This is a genomic window from Micromonospora sp. HM134 (genome assembly GCF_007833915.1).
Taxonomy (GTDB): domain Bacteria; phylum Actinomycetota; class Actinomycetes; order Mycobacteriales; family Micromonosporaceae; genus Micromonospora; species Micromonospora wenchangensis.
In genome coordinates this window covers 4,736,604-4,756,172 of sequence record NZ_CP041061.1, presented here as the reverse complement: position 1 = coordinate 4,756,172, position 19,569 = coordinate 4,736,604, and the positions used below count along the sequence as shown (strand labels likewise).

Here is a 19,569-nt window from a genome sequence, read left to right as displayed (position 1 = left end):
GCAGGCGCGGGACTGCCGGGCGCTGGCCGCCGTGGTGGCGTCCGCCCTGCCCGAACCGACCACCCCGCCGCCCAGCGCCCCGGCCGTGGCCGGCACCGACGACGCCCCGGCGGCCGGGGCCGACATTCCCGTGCCCGCCGCCGACGACGCCCCCGCCCCCACCGACCGGCCGGTCCCGGCTCCCCCGCCGTACGGGAACAGTCTCCGGCCGGGCCGGACGGCGGCGACCGGGGCGACCTGGCCGTCATCGGGATCGCCTGCGCGCTGCCCGGGGCCACCGACCCGGAGGGCTTCTGGTCCCTGCTGGCGCGCGGGGGCAGCGGCATCGGTCCCGCGCCCGCCTTCCGCTGGGCGGGGGGTGGCGACGGGGCCGCGATCGGCGGCTTCCTGGGCCCGATCGACGAGTTCGACGCCCGGTTCTTCGACTTCTTCGCCAAGCAGGCCGAGGTGCTCGACCCGCAGGTCCGCTGGCTGCTGCGCACCGCGTGGGAGGCATTGGAGTCCGCCGGGATCGCCCCGCTGTCCACCCCCGCCGCGACCGGCGTGTTCGTCGGTGCCAGCTACCAGCACTACAAGGACTACAACCTCGCCCCGGAACTGGACGCGCCGAGCGGGTTGGGCAACCACAACGCGTTCCTGGCGAACCGGGTCAGCTATTTCCTGGATCTGTCGGGGCCGAGCATGACGATCGACACGTTGTGTTCGTCGTCGTTGGTGGCTCTGCACACCGCCGTGCGCAGCATCCGCAGCGGCGAGTGCGACCAGGCCATCGTCGCCGGGGTGCGGCTGGCGATGTCCCCCCTGCACTACACCGCGATGCGGAACCTGCGGGCCCTCTCCCCGACGGGTGCGTCGCGGGCGTTCGATGCGGGGGCGGATGGGTTCGTGCCGGGTGAGGGTGTGGTGACGGTGGTGGTGAAGCCGTTGGTGGATGCGGTGCGGGATGGGGATCGGGTGCGGGGGGTGATTCGGGGTTCGGCGGTGAATCACGGTGGTCGGACGAGTGGGTTGACGGTGCCGAGTAGTGCCGCGCAGCGGAGGGTGATCGTGGCGGCGTTGCGGGATGCGGGTGTTGGTGTGGAGGGGTTCGGGATGGTGGAGGCGCATGGGACGGGGACGTCGTTGGGTGATCCGATCGAGGTGGAGGGGTTGACTCGGGCGTGGCGGGGTTTCACGTCCCGGACGCAGTTCTGTGCGATTGGTTCGTTGAAGTCGAACATTGGTCATCTGGAGCCGGCGGCGGGCCTTGCCGGGTTGGTGAAGGTGTTGTTGTCGTTGGAGCATCAGGTGGTGCCGCCGACGTTGCATGTGGTGCGGCCGAACGACCATATCCGGTTTGAGGACACGCCGTTCTTCGTGGCGGATCAGCCGGTGCCGTGGCCCCGCGTCGCGGGTGCACCCCGTCGGGCGGCGGTGTCGGCGTTCGGCATGGGCGGGGTCAACGCCCACGTCATCGTCGAGGAGGCCCCGCTCCCGGCCACCCGGGAACCCCTGCCGCAGCAGTCGCATCTGGTCAAGGTCTCCGCCGCCACCGAGGCTGCGGTACGCCGCCTCGCCGCCGCGTACGCCGACTCCTTCGCGGCCGCCCCCGACGACCGGGCCACCGCCGACCTCTGTCACACCGCCAACGTGGGCCGTTCCTCGCTCGACTACCAGACCGCGGTGAGCGGCCCCACCGGGCAGGCCCTCGCCGAGCAGCTCCGGGCGGTCGCCGACGGCCGGGTCCCGGTCGCCCGCGTCGACTGCCACCGGCCCGCCGACCCGCTCCCCGCCGACCCGGCGCAGCGGCACGCGGTGGTGGTGGACCAGGTCCGGCAGGGCCGCGCCGACGTCGACTGGGCCGCCCTGTCCGTGCCGGGCTCACGGATCGTCGCGCTCCCCACCTACCCGTTCGACCAGGGCCGTTACTGGCACACCCGCCCCGCCGCGACGGTGACCGGGCCGGCCCCGGTCACCACTGTGGAGCTGCCCCCGGAGCACACCCCGCCGGTGGACCCCGGGCCCGCCGACGGCGGCCACTCCGGTAACCCGGCATCGATGCCGGCACCGGAGGCCCTGGTCATCCGGTGGCGACCCGCCGACCCGCCGCCCGGCGCATCGGCCTACGGGGTCACCGTACGGGTGGTCGTGGCGGACTGGGACCTCAGCGGTGCGGTCTCCGCCGCGCTCGCCGCCAGGGGCGCCGACCTGGCCCCCGACGGGGTGAACCCCCGCGCCCTGGTGGTGGTCGACGCCGTCCCCGGTTCCGCCGACACCGCACCGGACCTGCGCGGGTTCTGGGGGCAGCTCCGCTCCTACGCCGCCACCGTCCCACCCCAGGGCAGGATGGTCTGGGTCGCACACCGGTCGGCCACCGTCGACGAGGCGGACCGCGCGCTGCTCGACCCCGAGGCCGCCGCGCGGGCGTTCGCGGTCCGCGCCGCCGCCGCCGAGAACCGGTTCACCGTCGCCGTGCTCGACCTCGACCCGGCCGATCCGGTCGAGATCCGCGCCCGGCAGATCGCCGCCGAGTTCGCCGCGCTGCGCCCCGGCGCGGACACCGTCGTGGCCTACCGCGGCGGCGTCCGGTACGTTCCGACCCCCTCGGCGGCCCGGCCGGGTCCACCGGCCGACCTCACCGGGGACGGCTACCACCTGGTCACCGGCGGCCTCGGCGCGGTCGGCCGGCGACTGGTCACGCACCTGGTGACGCGCGGCGCCCGGCGCGTCGGCATCGTCGGCCGGTCGCCGGTCGACGGGGCCGCCGAGGACTTCCTGCGGGGGCTGCGCCCGGAAGCCGAGGTGGACTACCAGCGGTGCGACGTCGCCGACCCGGCCGCGTTGACCGCCGCCGCCGCGTCCTTCGCCCGCCGGTGGGGCCGGCTACGCGGGATCGTGCACTGCTCCGGTGGGGTCAACCAGTTCGGGTCGCTGCGTCGTCGGCAGTGGCCGGAGGCGGCCCGGGTGACCGCCCCGAAGGTCGCCGGCTCCCGCAACGTGATCCGGCTCGCCCGCACCGAGGGCGCCGACCACGTCGCCCTGGTCTCCTCGATCGCCGGTGCCCTGCCCGACGCCGGCCGGGGTCTGGTGGACTACGCCCTGGCCAACGCGTACCAGCTGGCCCTGGCCGGGCAGGCCGGCGACGACGGCCCGACGGTGACCGCGCACGCCTGGCCGAACTGGTCCGGCATCGGCATGGCGGCGGACGAGTCCTTCTCCGCCGGGCACTCGATCACCCTCGACCAGGCGTTGGCCGGCTTCGACGCGTACCTGCTCACCGGGGGTGCCGTGGTGTTCCCCGGCAGCGCCGTACCGCAGCCGACCACCGTCTCCGCGCCGCCGCCGCAGGCCGCCCACCGGGCCGCGTCGACGGCGCACCCCGAGCCCGCCCCGGCCGCCCCCCTCCCGGCTGATTCCGCCGTCGGCGACGCCGCACCGGCCGGGCCGCCGTCGGACGGCGACCCGGGGGGCGCGTACCGGCTGGTGCGGGACGCTTTCGTCGACGTGCTCGGTGAGGACCCGGGAGATCTCCCCCTGCGCGACCTGGGGCTGGACTCGTTGGTCATCGCCGACCTGACCAGCGCCATCGAGCGGCTCAGCGGGACGACCGTCGACCCCTCGCTGGTGATGCGGTCCCGCACCATGGCCGACCTCGCGGCCCGGCTCACCGACCGGGCCGAACCACCCGCCCCGGCGTCCGGGACCGACCCGGTCATCAGGGCGGCCGGTGCGGTGCCGTCCGCGCCCGGCCCGGGCGACCCGGTGCCCACGGCGAGCCTCAGCGCCCTGCTGCGGCCACTGCTCGCGACCGGCCAGCAGCCGCGCCACTGACCTGCCCACCGAGTGTGACGGAAGGAGCGACGCGAACATGACGGACAGTCGAATCGCGGTGATCGGCATGGCCGTACGGCTTCCCGGTGCCGAGGACGTGGCGGACCTGCGCTGGCTGCTGACCCACGACTCGGTCGAGGTGGACGAGGTCCCGCCCAGCCGGTGGGCCCGCGACCACTACCTCGGCGACGGTGACCACCAGGGCACCCACCACCGGGGCGCCTTCCTCCAGGACCCGTTCTCCTTCGACCACGAGGCGTTCGGCCTGACCGCCGGTGACGCCGTCCTGCTCGACCCGCAGCAGCGGGTGATGCTGGAGGTCGGCGCGCGGGCGCTGGAGGATGCCGGCTACCGCTCCGTCCGCCGCCGTCTCGACGCGGGCGTCTTCGTCGGCGCCCGGATGAACTCCTACGGCTTCGACCACGGCCGTGGGCTGGTCCCGACCGGCCCGGACGGCACCGGCCGGCCGGTCCCGGCGGCACTGTGGGGCCGGTCGCAGAACTTCGTCGCGGCCTGGCTCTCCGACCGCCTCGACCTCACCGGCCCCAGCCTGGTGGTCGACACCGCCTGCTCGTCCTCGCTGACGGCGGTCTGGTTGGCCTGCCAGAGCCTCGCCGCCGGCAGTTGCGAGATCGCCCTGGTCGGCGGCGTGGACCTGCTGCTCGACCCGCTGACCTTCGTGCTGCTGTCCCGCACCGGCGCGCTCTCCCCGGACGGGCTGTGCCAGACCTTCGACGAGCGGGCCAACGGGTACGTCCCCGGCGAGGGGGCCGTCGCCCTGGTGCTCAAGCCGATGGCCACGGCGGTGGCCGACGGCGACCTGATCCTCGGCGCGATCGCCGGCACCGGCGTCAACAACGACGGCCGCACCATGGGGGTGACCACCCCCAACCTGGAGGCCCAGATCGCGCTGCTCGACCGGGTGTACGGGCGGATCGACCCCACCACCGTGCAGTACGTCGAGACCCACGGCACGGGCACCGCCATCGGCGACCCGATCGAGGTGCGGGCGCTCACCGACGTGTTCGGCCGGCGCGGCGTCGCCCCCGGCAGCATCGCGCTCGGCTCGCTGAAACGGCGGATCGGGCACCTGCACTCGGCGTCCGGCCTGGCCGGCCTGGCCAAGATCGTCCTCTGCCTGCGGGACGAGATCGTCCCCGGGGTGCCGGTGCCCACGGTCAACCCGCGACTGCGGTTGGACGCCGGCCCGCTGCACCTGCCGTCGCGCCCCCGCCCCTGGCCGGCGGCCCCGATCCGCCGGGCCGGCGTGAGCGGCTTCGGCTTCGGCGGCACCAACGCGCACGTGGTGGCCGAGGCGGCGAGCGGGCCCGCCCCGACCACCACCGGGGCCGGGCGGCACGTCGAGGTGCTGGCCCTCTCCGCCGACAGCCCGGACGTGCTGCGCGAACTGGTCGCGCAGTGGGTGGAGTTCCTCCCGTCGACGGCCGACGTGCTCGCCGACGTGCTCGCCACCGCCCGGCTCGGCCGCCCCGCCCGAGCCGTACGCTGCGCGGTCGCCGGAGCGGACGCCGACCGCCTCGCCGCCGCGCTGCGTGCCCGGCTGCTGCGGGCCGACGTCCCGCTCGGCGAACCCACCGGACGGCAGCCCGTGGTGGCCGTCCGCCCGGTGGCCGGGTCCGCGCCGCCGCCATGGCTGCTCGCGCTCCACCACGACGTGCCGGCGGTACGGGAGATCGTCGGCCGGTTCGAGACCGCGGTCGGCAGCCCGGTGACCACGTTCTCCGGCCCGCTGCTGCGGATCTGCGCGGGGGTCGTGCTGGCCGTGGCGCTGCGCGACGCCGGGGTACCCGAGCAGGCGGTCGACCTGCCGCCCGGCTGGGCGTCGATCACCGACTTCGTGCACGGACGTACCTCCCTGGAGCAGGCGCTCAGCACGGTGCTGGCCGCCGGGGCCGCGACCACCGACGCCCCGACCCCCGCAGGGGGCGCGGTGGACCTCTGTGCGCGCCTCGCCGCCGCCACCGACGAGCGGGAGGTCGCCGGGGTGCTCGCCGCCGTCACGGCGGAACTCTACGAAGCCGGCGCGGACATCGACTGGGCCACGTTCCAGTGGCCGGTCGCCTGGCGCAAACGCCTCCTGCCGGTCGGTCAGGCCCGGGGCCCCGCGCTGGACCTGCGGGAGCCGCTGCGCTCCGCCGAGCCCGGCGGCCCGCTGGCCCTCGACGACGACGCCGGCCCGGCCGGGTACGCCTTCTCCCGGGTCTTCGGGCCGGGCGAGGTGCCGATCGCCCAGCACTCGGTGTACCGCCGGATCATGCTCCCCGGTGTCGCCTGGTTCGACTTCCTGCGCCAGGGCGCGGAACTGCGCGGCGAGCTGTTCCACGGGGTGCGGGACGTGCTCTTCCACCGTCCGCTCATCCCGACCGGGGCGCACCGGGTGGTGTGCCGGGTCGACGCCGAGGGGCGGTTCACCGTCGCCGACGCCGACGGCACCCCCTTCGTCACCGGCCGGTACGCCCCCCAGCCCGATCCGGTGCCCGCGCCGCAGCCGCTCGCGGCGCTGCTCGACACCTGCTCCCGGGTGCATGCCGGGTCCACCGTGTACCGCTGGCTGCGTCGCATCGGCTACCAGCACGGCCGGTACTACCGCAACATCTCCTGGGTCGCCAGCCTCCCCGGCGGCGGCACCCTCGCCCGGATCGAGGGGGGTCGGCAACGCGCCCTGAACCCCCCGGACGTCCAGCTCTTCCCGGGGCTGCTGGACAGCGTCACCATCGCGGCGATCGACCCGGACAACCCTGTCTTCGGCACCGACCACGCCACCGCGTTCATCCCGCTCTCCGTCGACCGGGTGAGCGTGCACGGTGCGCTGGCCGACGCCGCCTACGTCCGTACCGAGGTGTCCTTCTGGAACGAGGAGGCGTGCCGGGTCACCCAGGTCGTCCTCGACGCCGCGGGCGTACCCCTGCTGACCTTCGGGGACATCTCCTCCAAGCGGGTGCCCGTCCTCGCGTTCAGCGACCCGCCCCCGGCCGACGCCCCGCGACCCGCCCCTGAGTCGTCCGCCGCGCCGGCCGCCGCCCTTGAGCCGTTAGCCGCGCCGGCCCCCGCCCCGGAACCGGCCGTCGTGGCGGCCCCGTCCGCTGGCCCGGTCGGGGTCGCCGGGCCGGCCGGCGTGGCCGGGACGACACCGCTCGCTCGGGCGCTCGCCTGGTTCCTGGCCCTGGCCGGCACGGACGCCGAGCACGTCGACGCCGAGTTCCTCTCCGCCGGCTTCGACTCCGTCGGTCTGGTCGGGCTCAGCGAACGACTGTCCCGGGAACACGGGCTGTCGCTGTATCCGACCGTCTTCTTCGAGTACCCGACCCCCCGCAGCTTCGCCCAGCACCTCGTCGACGAGGCACCCGAGTTCGTCGCCGCGCTGGCCGCGCCGCCGCCCCCCGTCACGTCGGCCCCCGTCGCCCCGCCGTCGGCCGAGCCCACCTCCTCCCCGTCGCCGTCGGCCGGCACCGCGCCGCCGCCTGACGGGTCCGTGCCCACCCCGCTGCCGGCCGGCAGCGTCCCCACCCCGCCGACCGGGGACATCCCCACCCCGTCGGCCGCCGTACCGTCACCGTCGGCCGGGTCGACCCCGGCCGCTGCCGTGCCGCCGGTTGCCGACGGGGCGGGGAGGGCGGAGGCCGACGGGACGGACCCGGGACGCGACATCGCCGTCGTGGGTGCCGCGATCCGGGTGCCCACCGCCGGCGACCTCGACGCGTTCTGGACGCTGCTCACCGACGGGCGCGACACCGTCGGTGCCCTGCCCGAGGGCCGGTGGCAGCCGTTGGAGGGCCCGGTACCGCAGGCGTCCTTCCTGGAGCGGGTCGACGAGTTCGACCCCGTGCCGTTCCGGATCTCCGCCCGGGAGGCGCCGCTGATCGACCCCCAGGCCCGCATCGTGTACGAGACCATCTGGCAGGCCCTGGAGGACGCCGGCCGGACGGGGCAGGGGAGCCCGGACAACCGGATCGGGCTGTGGATCGCCTACAGCCACGACCACTATCACGAGGAACGGTCCCGACACGGGGTGGCCGACGGGCGCGGGCTGGGCCTGGAGGCGATGATCCCGAACCGGCTGTCGTACCTGATGGACTGGCACGGCCCGAGCGTCGTGGTGAACACGCTCTGTTCGTCGTCGCTGGTGGCGTTGCACACCGCCGTGCAGCACCTACGGGCCGGCGACATCGACACCGCCGTCATCGGTGGCGTGCACGCCGCGATCAGCCCGGAGTACTTCGACTCCATGCGGGACCTGCGCGCGCTCTCGCCCAGCTTCCGCTGCCGGGCCTTCGACGTCGAGGCCGACGGGTTCGTGCCCGGTGAGGGCGCGGTGGCGATCGTGCTCCGCCGCCGGGCGGACGCCGAACGCGACGCCGACCGCATCCGGGGCCTGATCAAGGGCGTGGCGGTGAACCACGGTGGCCGGACCACCCGCTACTCCGCCCCGAGCCCCGCCGGCCAGCGGGAGGTGATTGTGGCGGCGTTGCGGGATGCGGGTGTTGGTGTGGAGGGGTTCGGGATGGTGGAGGCGCATGGGACGGGGACGTCGTTGGGTGATCCGATCGAGGTGGAGGGGTTGACTCGGGCGTGGCGGGGTTTCACGTCGCGGACGCAGTTCTGTGCGATTGGTTCGTTGAAGTCGAACATTGGTCATCTGGAGCCGGCGGCGGGCCTTGCCGGGTTGGTGAAGGTGTTGTTGTCGTTGGAGCATCAGGTGGTGCCGCCGACGTTGCATGTGGTGCGGCCGAACGACCATATCCGGTTTGAGGACACGCCGTTCTTCGTGGCGGATCAGCCGGTGCCGTGGCCTCGGGTGGTGGGTGTTCCGCGTCGGGCGGCGGTGTCGGCGTTCGGGATGGGCGGGGTCAATGCTCACGTGATTGTGGAGGAGGCCCCGCTCCCGGCTGTCCGGGAGTCGTTGCCGCAGCAGTCGTTTGTGGTGAAGGTGTCGGCGGCGAGTGAGGAGGGGGTGCGTCGGTTGGCGGGGGAGTATGCGCGGGTGTTGTCGGGTGTGGATTCGTCGGCGTTGGGTGACGTGGGTTTCACCGCGAATGTGGGCCGGGCGTCGCATCGGTTCCGGGTGGCGGTGCAGGGTTCTGACGGGTCGGGTTTGGCGGGTGCTCTGAACTTGGTGGCGGGTGGGGATCGGCCGGTGGGTCGGTTGTCGAATCAGCCGCCGGTGTCGGTGTTCCTGTTTTCGGGTCAGGGTTCGCAGTATCCGGGGATGGCGGCGGGTTTGTACGCGACTGAGCCGGTGTTCCGGGCGGCGTTCGATGAGTGCGCCGAGTTGGTGGCGTCGTGTGGGGACGTGCCGTTGCGGGAGGTGGTGTTGGGGGAGCGGGGTGGTGAGTTGGTGCAGACGCGGTTTGCGCAGGTGGGGATCGTGGCGGTGCAGGTGGGGTTGGTGCGGTTGTTGGAGTCGTGGGGTGTTCGGCCGGGGTTGGTGGTGGGTCACAGCGTGGGGGAGTTGACGGCTGCGTGGGCGGCGGGGGCTCTCGGGTTGGGGGAGTTGTTGCGGCTGGTGGTGGTGCGGGGTGGGTTGATGCAGGGTCAGCCGTCGGGTGGGGCGATGGCGGTGGTGTTCGCCGACGCCGGATCGGTGGAGGCGGTGTTGCCGTCCTTCCCGGGGGTGGAGATCGCGGCGTTCAATGCCCCGCGCAGTGTGACGATCTCCGGCCCGGTCGAGGCGGTGGAGGCGTTCGGTGCCGGGTCGGGGCTGCGGACGCAGCGGTTGACGGTGAGTCATGCGTTTCATTCGTCGGTGATGGCGGGTGCGGTGGGGCCGTTTGCGGAGGCGTTCGGTGAGGTGGTGGTGTCGCCCCCGCGGATTGGTTTCGCATCGACGGTGACGGGTCGTTGGCATGATGCGCGGTCGGTGGCGGATGGTCGGTTGTGGGGGTCGGGGATTCGTCAGCCGGTGCGTTTCGTTGAGGCGGTTGAGGCGGTGTATGCGGCTGGTGGGCGGGTGTTCTGGGATATCGGTGCGCATCCGGTGTTGACCGGGTTGGCGCGGGCGACCCTCACCGATACCGATCTGACCTGGCTGTCGACGCTACGACGGGACCACGACGACCAGACGCAGCTCCATACGGCCGTCACGTCGTTCTACAGCCGGGGTCTGGGTGATATCGACTGGGCCGGGGTGCATCACGGTAAGGGACACCGCACCACGACCATTCCCACCTACCCCTTCCAACGGCAGAGATTCTGGGTCCACGGTGGAGCGGACGAGGTGGCGGATGCCGCCTCCGCCCGGCCGGCATCCGTGAGGCGGGAGCCATGCGAACGTAAGATCCACCTCTATCCGCCCGCCCGGGAAAACTACGTCGACAAGGACCGGATGTCATGACTACGGAATACGGACTCAAGCGTCACTTCAACGGTGACGCCGCCCGCCTCATCGGCGGAAAGATCCGCGAGGTCCACCCGGACTTCGACGTCGAGGAGTACACCGCCGAGGTGGAGCGTCGCATTCCCGGAAAGGAGCTGAAGGACCGCGTCCTCGTCCTGGCGGAGGGGCTGCGCAGCCGGCTCCCCGAGGACTACGCCGAGAGCGTGAAGATCCTCCTGGCCATCCTCGGCGAGGAACTCGCCGAGGGCGAGGGGATGTTCAACGTGAGCTGGTACCTCATGCCGGTGGCCCGGTTCGTCGAGGAGTACGGCCTGGACCACCCGGAGGTGTCCCTCGACGCGCTGGTCGAGATCACCAAGCGGCACACCGCCGAGTACGCCATCCGCCCCTTCATCGAGCAGCACTACGAGCTGACGATGGCCCGGATGGCCGACTGGGCCCGCGACCCCAGCCACAACGTCCGGAGAATGGCGAGCGAGGGCGTGCGTCCCCGGCTTCCCTGGGCGCGTACGCTCACCGCCTTCGTGCGGGACCCGCAGCCCGTACTGGAGATCCTCGAACCGCTGCGCAGCGACCCCTCCGAGTACGTGCGCAAGTCGGTGGCGAACAACCTCAACGACATCTCCAAGGATTCGCCCGACGTCGCGGTGGCCACCGCGTTGCGCTGGTCGCAGGAGAGCCCGACCCCGGAGACCACCTGGATCGTCCGGCACGCGTTGCGCACGCTGGTCAAGAAGGGCAACCAGGAGGCGCTGGCGATCGTGGGCGTCACCGGCGGCGAGCACATCCGGGTGCCCTCGATGGGGCTCCACCCGCGCACCCTGGCGCTCGGTGAGTCGACCATGATCCGCCTCGACGTCGAGAACACCGACAGCCGCCGGCACACCGTCACCGTGGACTACGTCGTGCACCACGTCCGCAAGAACGGCCAACGCATCCCCAAGGTCTTCAAGCTGACCACGCTGGAACTCGGCCCCGGCGAACGCCGGACGGTGGAGAAGTCGCACCCGGTCCGGGAGGTCTCCACCCGGCGCTACTACCCCGGCGAGCACCTCGTCGACATCCAGGTCAACGGCCAGGTGCTGGCCACGGACAGATTCGACCTCCGGCTGTGAACGGCCCCCGTACGCCGCTCGCCGCCGACCACCCGGTGCTGCGCGACCACCGGATCGGCGACACGCCGGTCCTGCCCGCGGCGGCGCAGCTCGACGCGATGCTCAGCGCCTGCGCGGCGGCCCACGACGGCGGGAGTTGGCGTCTCGACCAGGTGGCGTTCCTCGTGCCGCTGCCGGTCGCGCCGGGCGGGTCGGTCGAGATCGAGACCGTGCTCACCCCGGCGGGGGAGTGCACGCTCGGTTCGTGGCAGCCGGACGGGTCCGGCCCGGTCCTGCACAGCCGGGCCCGGGCCACCCGCAGCGCGTTGGCCCCGCCGAGCTACCGGGACGTGGCGGGGCTGCGCGCCGGCTGCGTCGACGAGGTGCCGCTCTCCGCCGTCGCCGAGTGGCGGCGGTCCAGCGGCATCGCGTACGGCCCGACGTTCCAGGCGATCCGCGCCGCACACCGGGGGCCCGACCGGATCCTGGCCGTGCTCCGCGCGTCCGGTGGGCTGACCGACCGGCACTTCGTCCCACCGCCGCTGCTGGACAGCGTCTTCCAGTGCCTCGGGATGCTCGACGACGGCACCGCCGGCGCCTGCCTGCCCTGGTACGTCGGGCGGATCACCGCCCGCCGCCCGGTCACCGGCACCGTGCTGGCCCTCGTCGAGCGGACCGACCCGGCGGGCGGGGCCGGTGGCGCGGTGCGCGGGCGGGCCACGGTCTGCAACCAGCAGGGCGAGGTGCTGTTGGAGCTGGACCGGATCGTCCTCAAGGCGGCCGGCCCCACCACCGCCCCGGCGGCCACCCCCCGTCGACCCCCGTCGACCCGCCCCACCCCGCTGCCCACCGACCCGCTACCCGTCAGCCCGCTGCCCGCCGAGCCGGTGCCTGCGGGGTCGGTCACCACGGTGACCTGGCGGCCGGTCGTCCCCACCCCGGAACCGGCCACCGAACCGGGCCGCACCTGGGTGGTGTCGGGGGAGCCCGGTGTCGAGTCGTACGAGGGCGGGCCGCTCCTGCTCACCCCGGCCGACCTGCACGACGCCCACCTCGACCGGGCGCGCGCGGAGACGCCGCCCGCCGAGGTGGTGTACGTGGCCCCGCGCGCCGTGCGGGACCGGGCCGGGGCCGTCGCGCTGCTGCACGGCGTCTTCACCCTGGTCCGGCGGCTCGCGGCGCAGCCACCGATGCCCGCCCTCACCATCGTCACCAGCGCCGCCCAGCAGGTCACCGGGGACGAGCCGGTCGAGCCCGGGCAGGCCGCGCTGTGGGGCCTGGCGCGCACCCTGCGGATCGAGCACCCGCAGGCCCGGGTACGCCTCGTCGACATCGGCCTGGGCGGCGGCACCCCGCCACCGACCCTCGACGAGGTGCGGCACGGCGAGGCGGAACTCGCCTGGCGTGACGGCTCCTGGTACGCCCCCACCCACCCGGCCGCGGTCGTACCCGGGCGGTCGGCCCGGCCGGTGGCCGGTGGCCGGTTCCTCGTCACCGGCGGCCTGGGCGGCATCGGCCTGCACGTGGCGGAGTTCCTGGCCGGCGCGGGCGGCGCCCACCTCACCCTGGTCGGTCGCACGGCACCGACCGGGGGGCCGACCCGGGACCGGCTGGACCGCCTCGCCGCCACCTGCGACCTGCGGATCGTCACCGCCGACGTCCGTACGCTGCCGGACGTGCTGCGCGGCGCGGAGCCCTTCGACGGGGTCTTCCACGCCGCCGGAGTGCTCCGCGACGGGTTGGCGCGCAGCCTGTCGGCGGAACGGATCGACGAGGTGTTCGGGCCGAAGATCGGTGGGGTGCACGCGCTCGACGAGGCGTTCCCCGCCGACGCGCGGCCCGGGTTCGTCGTGCTGTTCTCCTCCATCTCGGCGACCCACGGCAACCTCGGCCAGAGTTCGTACGCGACCGCCAACGCCTACCTCGACGGCTACGCCGCGCGCCGCCGGGCCGGTGGGGAGGCGTGGTACAGCCTCGGCTGGGGCCTGTGGCGCGTCGGCATGGGTGCGGGGATCGCCGACGCCGCAGCGGCACGCGGCATCCCGGCGCTGACCGTCGCCGACGGCATCGCGCTGCTGCGGCACACCCTCGAACTGGCTCCCGCGAACTACGTCGTGTCCGCAGTCGACGAACCGGAGGACGACCAGATGACCCCTGTGACCCCTGTCGACACCCGGCTGTGGCCGGCGCTGTCGGCGATCCTGAAGCGGACCCTGCACGTCGACCAGGTGTCGCCCGACGACAACCTGCTGGAGTTGGGGCTCGACTCGATGATGGCCGTCGAGGTCTCCGCCGCGCTGGCCGGCGAGGGACTGGACGTCGATCCGGTGGCCATGTTCGACCACCCCGACGTCGGCGCGCTGGTGCGGCACCTGGAAGGGCTGCCGCGCCACCCGCCCGGGGCGGCCCCCACCAGCCCGGCCCCGGCTCCCACCGGCCAGGCCGCCCCGGCCGTACCGGTGACGCCGTCCTTCGCCGGGCCGGCTGCGCCGGGCGTCGGGCGGTCCGGGTCCGCCGCCGTACCGGCCGGGCCGGCCGCCGTCCGCCCGGCCGCCGTCCGCCCGGCCGGTGCGTCGCCGGAACCGGTGGCCGCGTCGGCGACACCGCGCTTCGTGCCCGACTGGGACCGCTACCGCGACGTCGACGGTGCCGCCGACCGGCACCCGTCCCGGCCCGACCACCGTGCCGGCGTCGGTCCGGCGGCGGGGAGCCCGGTGGCGGACGGACACCGGCCGACGGCGGGCCCGCCTACCGCCCGGGAGCGGTCCGGGCCGCCCGGTGTCGCCGTCCCGGTCGGCGCGTCGGTGCCCCGCCGCACCCTGCCCGGCCGGCTCGGCGACCACCCGGACGGCTCCTTCCTCGACCGGCGCATCGACGCGCTGTCGGTGGACGACCGGGTGGTCATCGCCCAGGACGACTACTTCTACGAGCCGGTCATCGAGGACTCCAAGGGCGCCTGGATCAAGTTCGACGGCCGCTGGTTCCTCAACTTCGCGTCGTACAGCTATCTCGGGCTGATCGGCCACGACTACATCAACCACCAGGCGCAGCGGGCCCTGGAGCGGCACGGCACCGGCGCGCACGGCGTACGGCTGCTCGCCGGCACCCTGCACCTGCACCGCGAGCTGGAGTTGGGCATCGCCCGGTTCCTCGGGGCCGAGGACGCCATCGTCTACACCAGCGGCTACATGGCCAACGTGGCGACGATCGGCGCGCTGGTCGGGCCGGGCGACGTGGTGATCGGCGACGTCTACAACCACGCGAGCATCCTGGACGGCTACCGGCTGTCCGGCGCGACCGTGATCACCTACGCGCACAACGACCTGACCGACCTGGAACGCGCCCTGCGCCGGGCGGGCGACGCCGGGAAGCTGGTGGTCACCGACGCGGTCTTCAGCATGGACGGCGACATCGCCGACCTGCCCGGCATCCTGGCGCTGTGCGAGCGCTACGACGCGCCGCTGATGGTCGACGAGGCGCACAGCCTCGGCGTGCTGGGCGCCACCGGCCGGGGCATCACCGAACACTTCGGCATCGATCCGGCCCGGGTGGCGGTCAAGATGGGCACGCTGTCCAAGACGGTGCCCAGCACCGGCGGCTACGTGGCCGGCTCCAGCGACCTGGTCTTCGCCCTGAAGAACAACGCCCGGGGCTGGATGTTCTCCGCCGCCGGTACCCCGATGCAGGTGGCCGCCGCGCGGGCCGCGGTGGAGGTGATGGAGGCGGCTCCGCAGCTCACCGGGGAACTGCGGGCGCTCACCGACCGGTACCGGGCGACGCTGCGCGGCCTCGGCTTCGACACCCTGGCCAGCGAGACGCCGGTGGTGCCGATCATCTGCGCCAGCGCCGGGCAGGCCCAGGAGATGGCCCGGCTCTGCCAGGCCGACGGCATCTTCGTCCAGCCCATCGTCTATCCCACCGTGCCCAAGGCGCTGCCCCGGCTGCGCACCATCGTCAACCTCAGCCACTGCGCCGACGACCTCGACCATGCCGTCGCCGTCTTCACCCGGGCCGGCCGGCAGGTCGGGCTCATTCCCTGAGAACCGCCGGCGCGCTCCGACCGAGACCCACCCGTGTTGCCGGCCGCCCGACCGGGCGGCCGGCGGAGGAACCCCGTCGAGAGGAGAACGCAGTGAGTGACATCGACAGCAGGGCCTTCTTCGGTGCCGTCCTGAAGGCCGTCGCCTGCACCCGCAACCACAACACCGACGAGACCGGTTACGCCGAGGGCGTCCTGACGCCCACCGCCCGCATCCGGGAGTTCGAGAAGGAACTCGGCGACCGGGCGCTCACCCGGGCCGAGGCCGAGCAGGTGCTGGGCTGGCTGGACGCCACGTTCCGGGCCAAGCTCACCCCCGCCGAGGAGCGGGAGCACTACCACCGCTACATCGCCGAGGTGTCCGGGGTGACCCGGGCACCGGCCACCGTCGCCGCCTGACCGGCGGCGTCCGGTCCGGGGCGCGCCACCGACCCGGTCCCGTCGGTGGCGCGCCCCGGCCACCCGCCCCTGCCCGATCGTCGAGCGCCGAGGACGTCGCACATGTCGAAGCTCGCCTGGTACAGCCACGAGATCTGCTTCTGGCACGACCCCGGACCGGGATCGGGCTACCTGCCGGTCGGTCCGGGCATCGAACCCCTGCGCCAGCACGCCGTCGACCCGGACCTGCGGCGGGCCGAGGGACTGGTCCGGCTGGCCGGGGTGCTGGACCACTACACCCGGGTCACCCCCGAGCCGGCCAGCGACGACGACCTGCTGCTGGTGCACGTGCCGGAGCACCTCGGCCGGGTCGAGGCGGCCTCCGCGCTCGGCGCGGGCGACGCCGGGGTGTACGCGTACGTCAACCACCACAGCGCCCAGGCCGCCCGGGTGGCGGCGGGGGCCTGCGTGCAGGCGGCCACCGCCGTGCTCGACGGGCGCTTCGACCGGGCGTACTGCCTGGTCCGGCCGCCCGGACACCACGCCGAGCCGGACCGGGCGATGGCACTGTGCCTCTACAACAACGTGGCGATCGCCGCGCGGGCGGCGCAGCGGCACGGGGTACGCCGGGTGCTGGTGCTCGACTGGGACGTGCACCACGGCAACGGCATCCAGCGCACCTTCTACGAGGACCCGGACGTGCTCTACGTCTCGATCCACCAGGAGGGGCTGTTCCCGCCCGCGTCGGGGCTGGTCACCGAGACGGGGGCCGGGGCCGGCGCGGGCCGCACCCTCAACGTGCCGCTGCCGGCCGGGTCGGGGCACGAGGCGTACCTGGCGGCGCTGTCCCGGCTGGTCGTGCCGGCGGCGCGTGCCTTCCGCCCGGAGCTGATCCTCGTCGCGGCCGGTGTCGACGCGAGCGGCCACGACCCGATGGGTCGGATGATGTGCACCAGCCGGACCTTCCACGCGCTGACCGAGGGCATGTGCGCGTTGGCCGACGACCTCACCGGCGGACGGATCGTCTTCGTCCACGAGGGCGGCTACTCGGCCTGGTACCAGCCGACGCTGGTGCTGGCCATCGCGTCGGCGATCGCCGGGCTGCCGGCGCCGCCCGATCCCTTCCTGCACTCGTTGGAGCACCTTCCCGGGCAACGGCTGCGACCGCAGCAGAGCCGCGTGGTCGAGCACCTCGAAGCCCACCACCCGATGCTGACATGAGGAGGGCGGAGCCGATGAACGGCTGGTTGATGCGGGTGGGCGCGGGCCTGCGGCACCCGGTCGACGGCGGGTCCCGTCCCGCCGGCCCGGCGCGCGGCGGGCCGTGGGCGCGGCTGATCGCGTTGCCGCACGCCGGGGGCTGGCCGTCGGCGTTCCGGTCCTGGCGGCCGGTGCTGCCGGCGGGGGTCGAACTGCTGGTCGCCCAGTTGCCGGGCCGGGGGTTGCGGGCCGCCGAGCCGCCGTTGCGGCGGGTCGAGCCGCTCGTCGACGGCCTCAGCCGCGCCGTCGCGGAGCTGCCGCCGCTGCCGTACGCCATCGTCGGGCACAGCTTCGGCAGCGTGCTGGGCTACGAGCTGACCCGGGCGATGGAGCGGGCCGGCCGGCCGCCCCGGCTGCTCACGGTGTCGGCCCGCCAACCGCCGTGCTTTCCCGGCGAGCCGCCGTTCGCGCACCGCCGGACCGACGCCGAACTGCTCGCGCACCTGGTGGAGATCGGTGGGATCGGCCCCGAGCTGCTGCACCGGGGGGACCTGGTGCGACCCGCGCTGGCCGCGATCCGGGCCGACCTCGAAGCCATGGAGACCTACCGCCGGCCGCCGACCGGGGTGGCGGTGCCGATCCTGTCGCTGGGCGCGGTGGACGACCCGGTGGTCGTCGCCGACCGGCTGCACCTGTGGGCGCTGGAGACGACGGGGGCCTTCACCCGCCGGATGTTCACCGGCGGCCACTTCTACCTGTACGCCCCGGACACTGCGGCAACCATCGCGGAACATCTTTTACAGCTTTGTTTCCCACATATGGCGGAACATCAAGAAATGTCCCACCCCAGTGCGACGCTGTCGCGCTGACCACTCCGCACGATCCAGAGAGGAACCACCTTGGGCACCACGAGCGAACCACAGCACCGGGCCAGCCCCCGGGAATGGCTCGGCCTGGCAGTCCTGGCGCTGCCGACGCTGCTGCTCTCCATCGACATGAGCGTCCTGCACCTCGCGGTGCCGCACATCAGCGAGAGCCTGCTGCCCAGCGCGCCGCAGATGCTGTGGATCATCGACATCTACGGCTTCATGATCGCCGGTCTGTTGGTGACCATGGGCACGCTCGGCGACCGCATCGGCCGGCGTCGGCTGCTGCTGATCGGCGCCGCCGCGTTCGGGGTCGCCTCGGTGATCGCCGCGTACGCCGACAGCCCGGCCATGCTGATCGCCGCGCGCGCCGCGCTCGGCATCGCCGGCGCCACCCTGATGCCGTCCACCCTGGCGCTGATCAGCAACATGTTCCAGGACGCCAAGCAGCGGGGGATCGCGATCGCCGTCTGGGTCACCATGTTCTCCGTCGGCATCGCGCTCGGCCCGGTGGTCGGCGGCGCGTTGCTGGAGTACTTCTGGTGGGGCTCGGTCTTCCTGCTGAACGTGCCGATCATGGCGGTGCTGCTGCTGGCCGGCCCGCGCCTGCTGCCCGAGTACCGGGACGCCGACGCCGGCCGGCTCGACCTGACCAGCGTGGCGCTGTCCCTGGCCACCATCCTGCCCGTCATCTACGGCCTCAAGGAGCTGGCCAAGGACGACCCGGGCCTGCTGCCGGTGCTCGCCATCGTCGCCGGCCTGGCCGTCGGCGTGTTCTTCGTCCGCCGGCAGCGGGGCCTCACCAGCCCGCTGATCGACCTGCGGCTGTTCCGCAACCGCGCGCTGACCACCGCCCTGGTGGCGATGCTGTTCAGCATGCTGATCGCCGGTGGGACGTACCTCTTCGTCACGCAGTACCTCCAGCTCGTGGTGGGGCTCTCCCCGCTGCGGGCCGGGCTGTGGCTGCTGCCGGCGGCGATCGCGCTGATCGTCACCTCGATGCTCTCGCCGGTGCTGGCCGGGCGGTTCGCCCCGGCGCACGTGGTGGCCGCCGGCCTGGCCGTCTCGGCGGTCGGGCACCTGAGCCTGGCCCTGATCGGCAGCGAGGGCGGGCTCACCCAGCTGGTGGTCGGCTTCCTCCTGGTCTACGCCGGGGGTGGACCGCTGATCGCCCTCGGCACCGACATCGTCGTCGGGTCGGCACCGCCCGAGCAGGCCGGTTCCGCCTCGGCCGTCTCGGAGACCAGCACCGAACTGGGCATGGCGCTCGGCGTCGCCATCCTGGGCAGCATCGGCACCATCGTCTACCGCAGCCAGGTGACCGTTCCCGAGGGCGCCGCTGCGGGCGACACGCTGGCCACCGCCGTCGCCGCCGCCGAACGGCTGCCCGGTGAGGTCGGTGCGACGCTGCTGGCCTCCGCCCGGGAGGCGTTCACCGACGGGCTGAACGTGATCGGCACGATCAGCACCGTGATCACCGTCCTGCTCGCCGTGGCGGTGCTGACCATGGTCCGCGACCGGCCGGCCGGTGCGGACGACGCCCCGGCGCGCGACGCCGACGCCGTACCGGCGCAGACCGCGCCCTGACCGGCTGCCCCGCGCCGGTCGGGCGCGGGGCAGCCGGCCGACGTCAGGCGTCGGACCCGGGCGGCTCCCTGCCGCCGGCGGGCGGCGGGACGTCGTGACCGGAGGCGGGCAGTGCCCGAACGGGTGCCCGGACCGCGCCACGCGGTCCGGGCACCCGGCGTGTGACGCCGCCCGCCGCGCGGGGTGGCGGTGGGCGGCCTCCCGCTTCCCTGGCCGTGTGCGGCGGGCGCGCCGGGTGGG

Annotated in this window: 8 protein-coding genes; all 8 read left to right on the top strand. The window is 74.0% G+C overall.

Translation table 11 applies throughout. The features are described from left to right. Window positions 1-12 precede the first annotated feature (12 nt). The 8 genes from FJK98_RS33650 (at window position 13) to FJK98_RS20320 (ending at window position 19,329) form a co-directional block, all read left to right on the top strand. The gene (locus FJK98_RS33650; RefSeq protein ID WP_240763028.1) at window positions 13-3,810 is read left to right on the top strand and encodes an SDR family NAD(P)-dependent oxidoreductase; all 3,798 of its coding nucleotides are present in this window, start codon (window positions 13-15) and stop codon (window positions 3,808-3,810) included. A 37-nt stretch (window positions 3,811-3,847) separates the two neighbouring features. Next, window positions 3,848-10,162, top strand: coding sequence for a type I polyketide synthase (locus tag FJK98_RS20350; protein WP_145920445.1), 6,315 nt, complete (start codon window positions 3,848-3,850; stop codon window positions 10,160-10,162). Then, window positions 10,159-11,280, top strand: coding sequence for a DNA alkylation repair protein (locus FJK98_RS20345; protein ID WP_145920444.1), 1,122 nt, complete (start codon window positions 10,159-10,161; stop codon window positions 11,278-11,280). Before FJK98_RS20350 ends, FJK98_RS20345 begins: the two co-directional genes overlap by 4 nt. Then, the gene (locus tag FJK98_RS20340) at window positions 11,277-15,299 is read left to right on the top strand and encodes a bifunctional SDR family oxidoreductase/pyridoxal phosphate-dependent aminotransferase family protein (protein ID WP_145920443.1); all 4,023 of its coding nucleotides are present in this window, start codon (window positions 11,277-11,279) and stop codon (window positions 15,297-15,299) included. Before FJK98_RS20345 ends, FJK98_RS20340 begins: the two co-directional genes overlap by 4 nt. 92 nt (window positions 15,300-15,391) lie before the next feature. Then, complete coding sequence (locus FJK98_RS20335; protein ID WP_088647687.1) at window positions 15,392-15,697, top strand: hypothetical protein; 306 nt, start codon at window positions 15,392-15,394, stop codon at window positions 15,695-15,697. A 102-nt stretch (window positions 15,698-15,799) separates the two neighbouring features. Beyond that, complete coding sequence (locus FJK98_RS20330) at window positions 15,800-16,897, top strand: class II histone deacetylase (RefSeq protein WP_145920442.1); 1,098 nt, start codon at window positions 15,800-15,802, stop codon at window positions 16,895-16,897. Window positions 16,898-16,911: 14 nt separating this feature from the next. After that, on the top strand, window positions 16,912-17,745 hold the full coding sequence (locus tag FJK98_RS20325; protein WP_205789069.1) for a thioesterase II family protein: 834 nt from the start codon (window positions 16,912-16,914) through the stop codon (window positions 17,743-17,745). 126 nt (window positions 17,746-17,871) lie between these two features. Next, on the top strand, window positions 17,872-19,329 hold the full coding sequence (locus FJK98_RS20320) for an MFS transporter (RefSeq protein WP_145922891.1): 1,458 nt from the start codon (window positions 17,872-17,874) through the stop codon (window positions 19,327-19,329). The last annotated feature ends 240 nt before the right edge of the window (window positions 19,330-19,569 follow it).

Excerpts from the sequence above, each read along its gene's own strand:
- FJK98_RS20350 (WP_145920445.1), top strand. The coding sequence starts at position 3,848 with ATGACGGACAGTCGAATCGCGGTGATCGGCATGGCCGTACGGCTTCCC.
- FJK98_RS20345 (WP_145920444.1), top strand. The coding sequence starts at position 10,159 with ATGACTACGGAATACGGACTCAAGCGTCACTTCAACGGTGACGCCGCC.
- FJK98_RS20330 (WP_145920442.1), top strand. The coding sequence starts at position 15,800 with ATGTCGAAGCTCGCCTGGTACAGCCACGAGATCTGCTTCTGGCACGAC.
- FJK98_RS20325 (WP_205789069.1), top strand. The coding sequence starts at position 16,912 with ATGAACGGCTGGTTGATGCGGGTGGGCGCGGGCCTGCGGCACCCGGTC.
- FJK98_RS20320 (WP_145922891.1), top strand. The coding sequence starts at position 17,872 with ATGAGCGTCCTGCACCTCGCGGTGCCGCACATCAGCGAGAGCCTGCTG.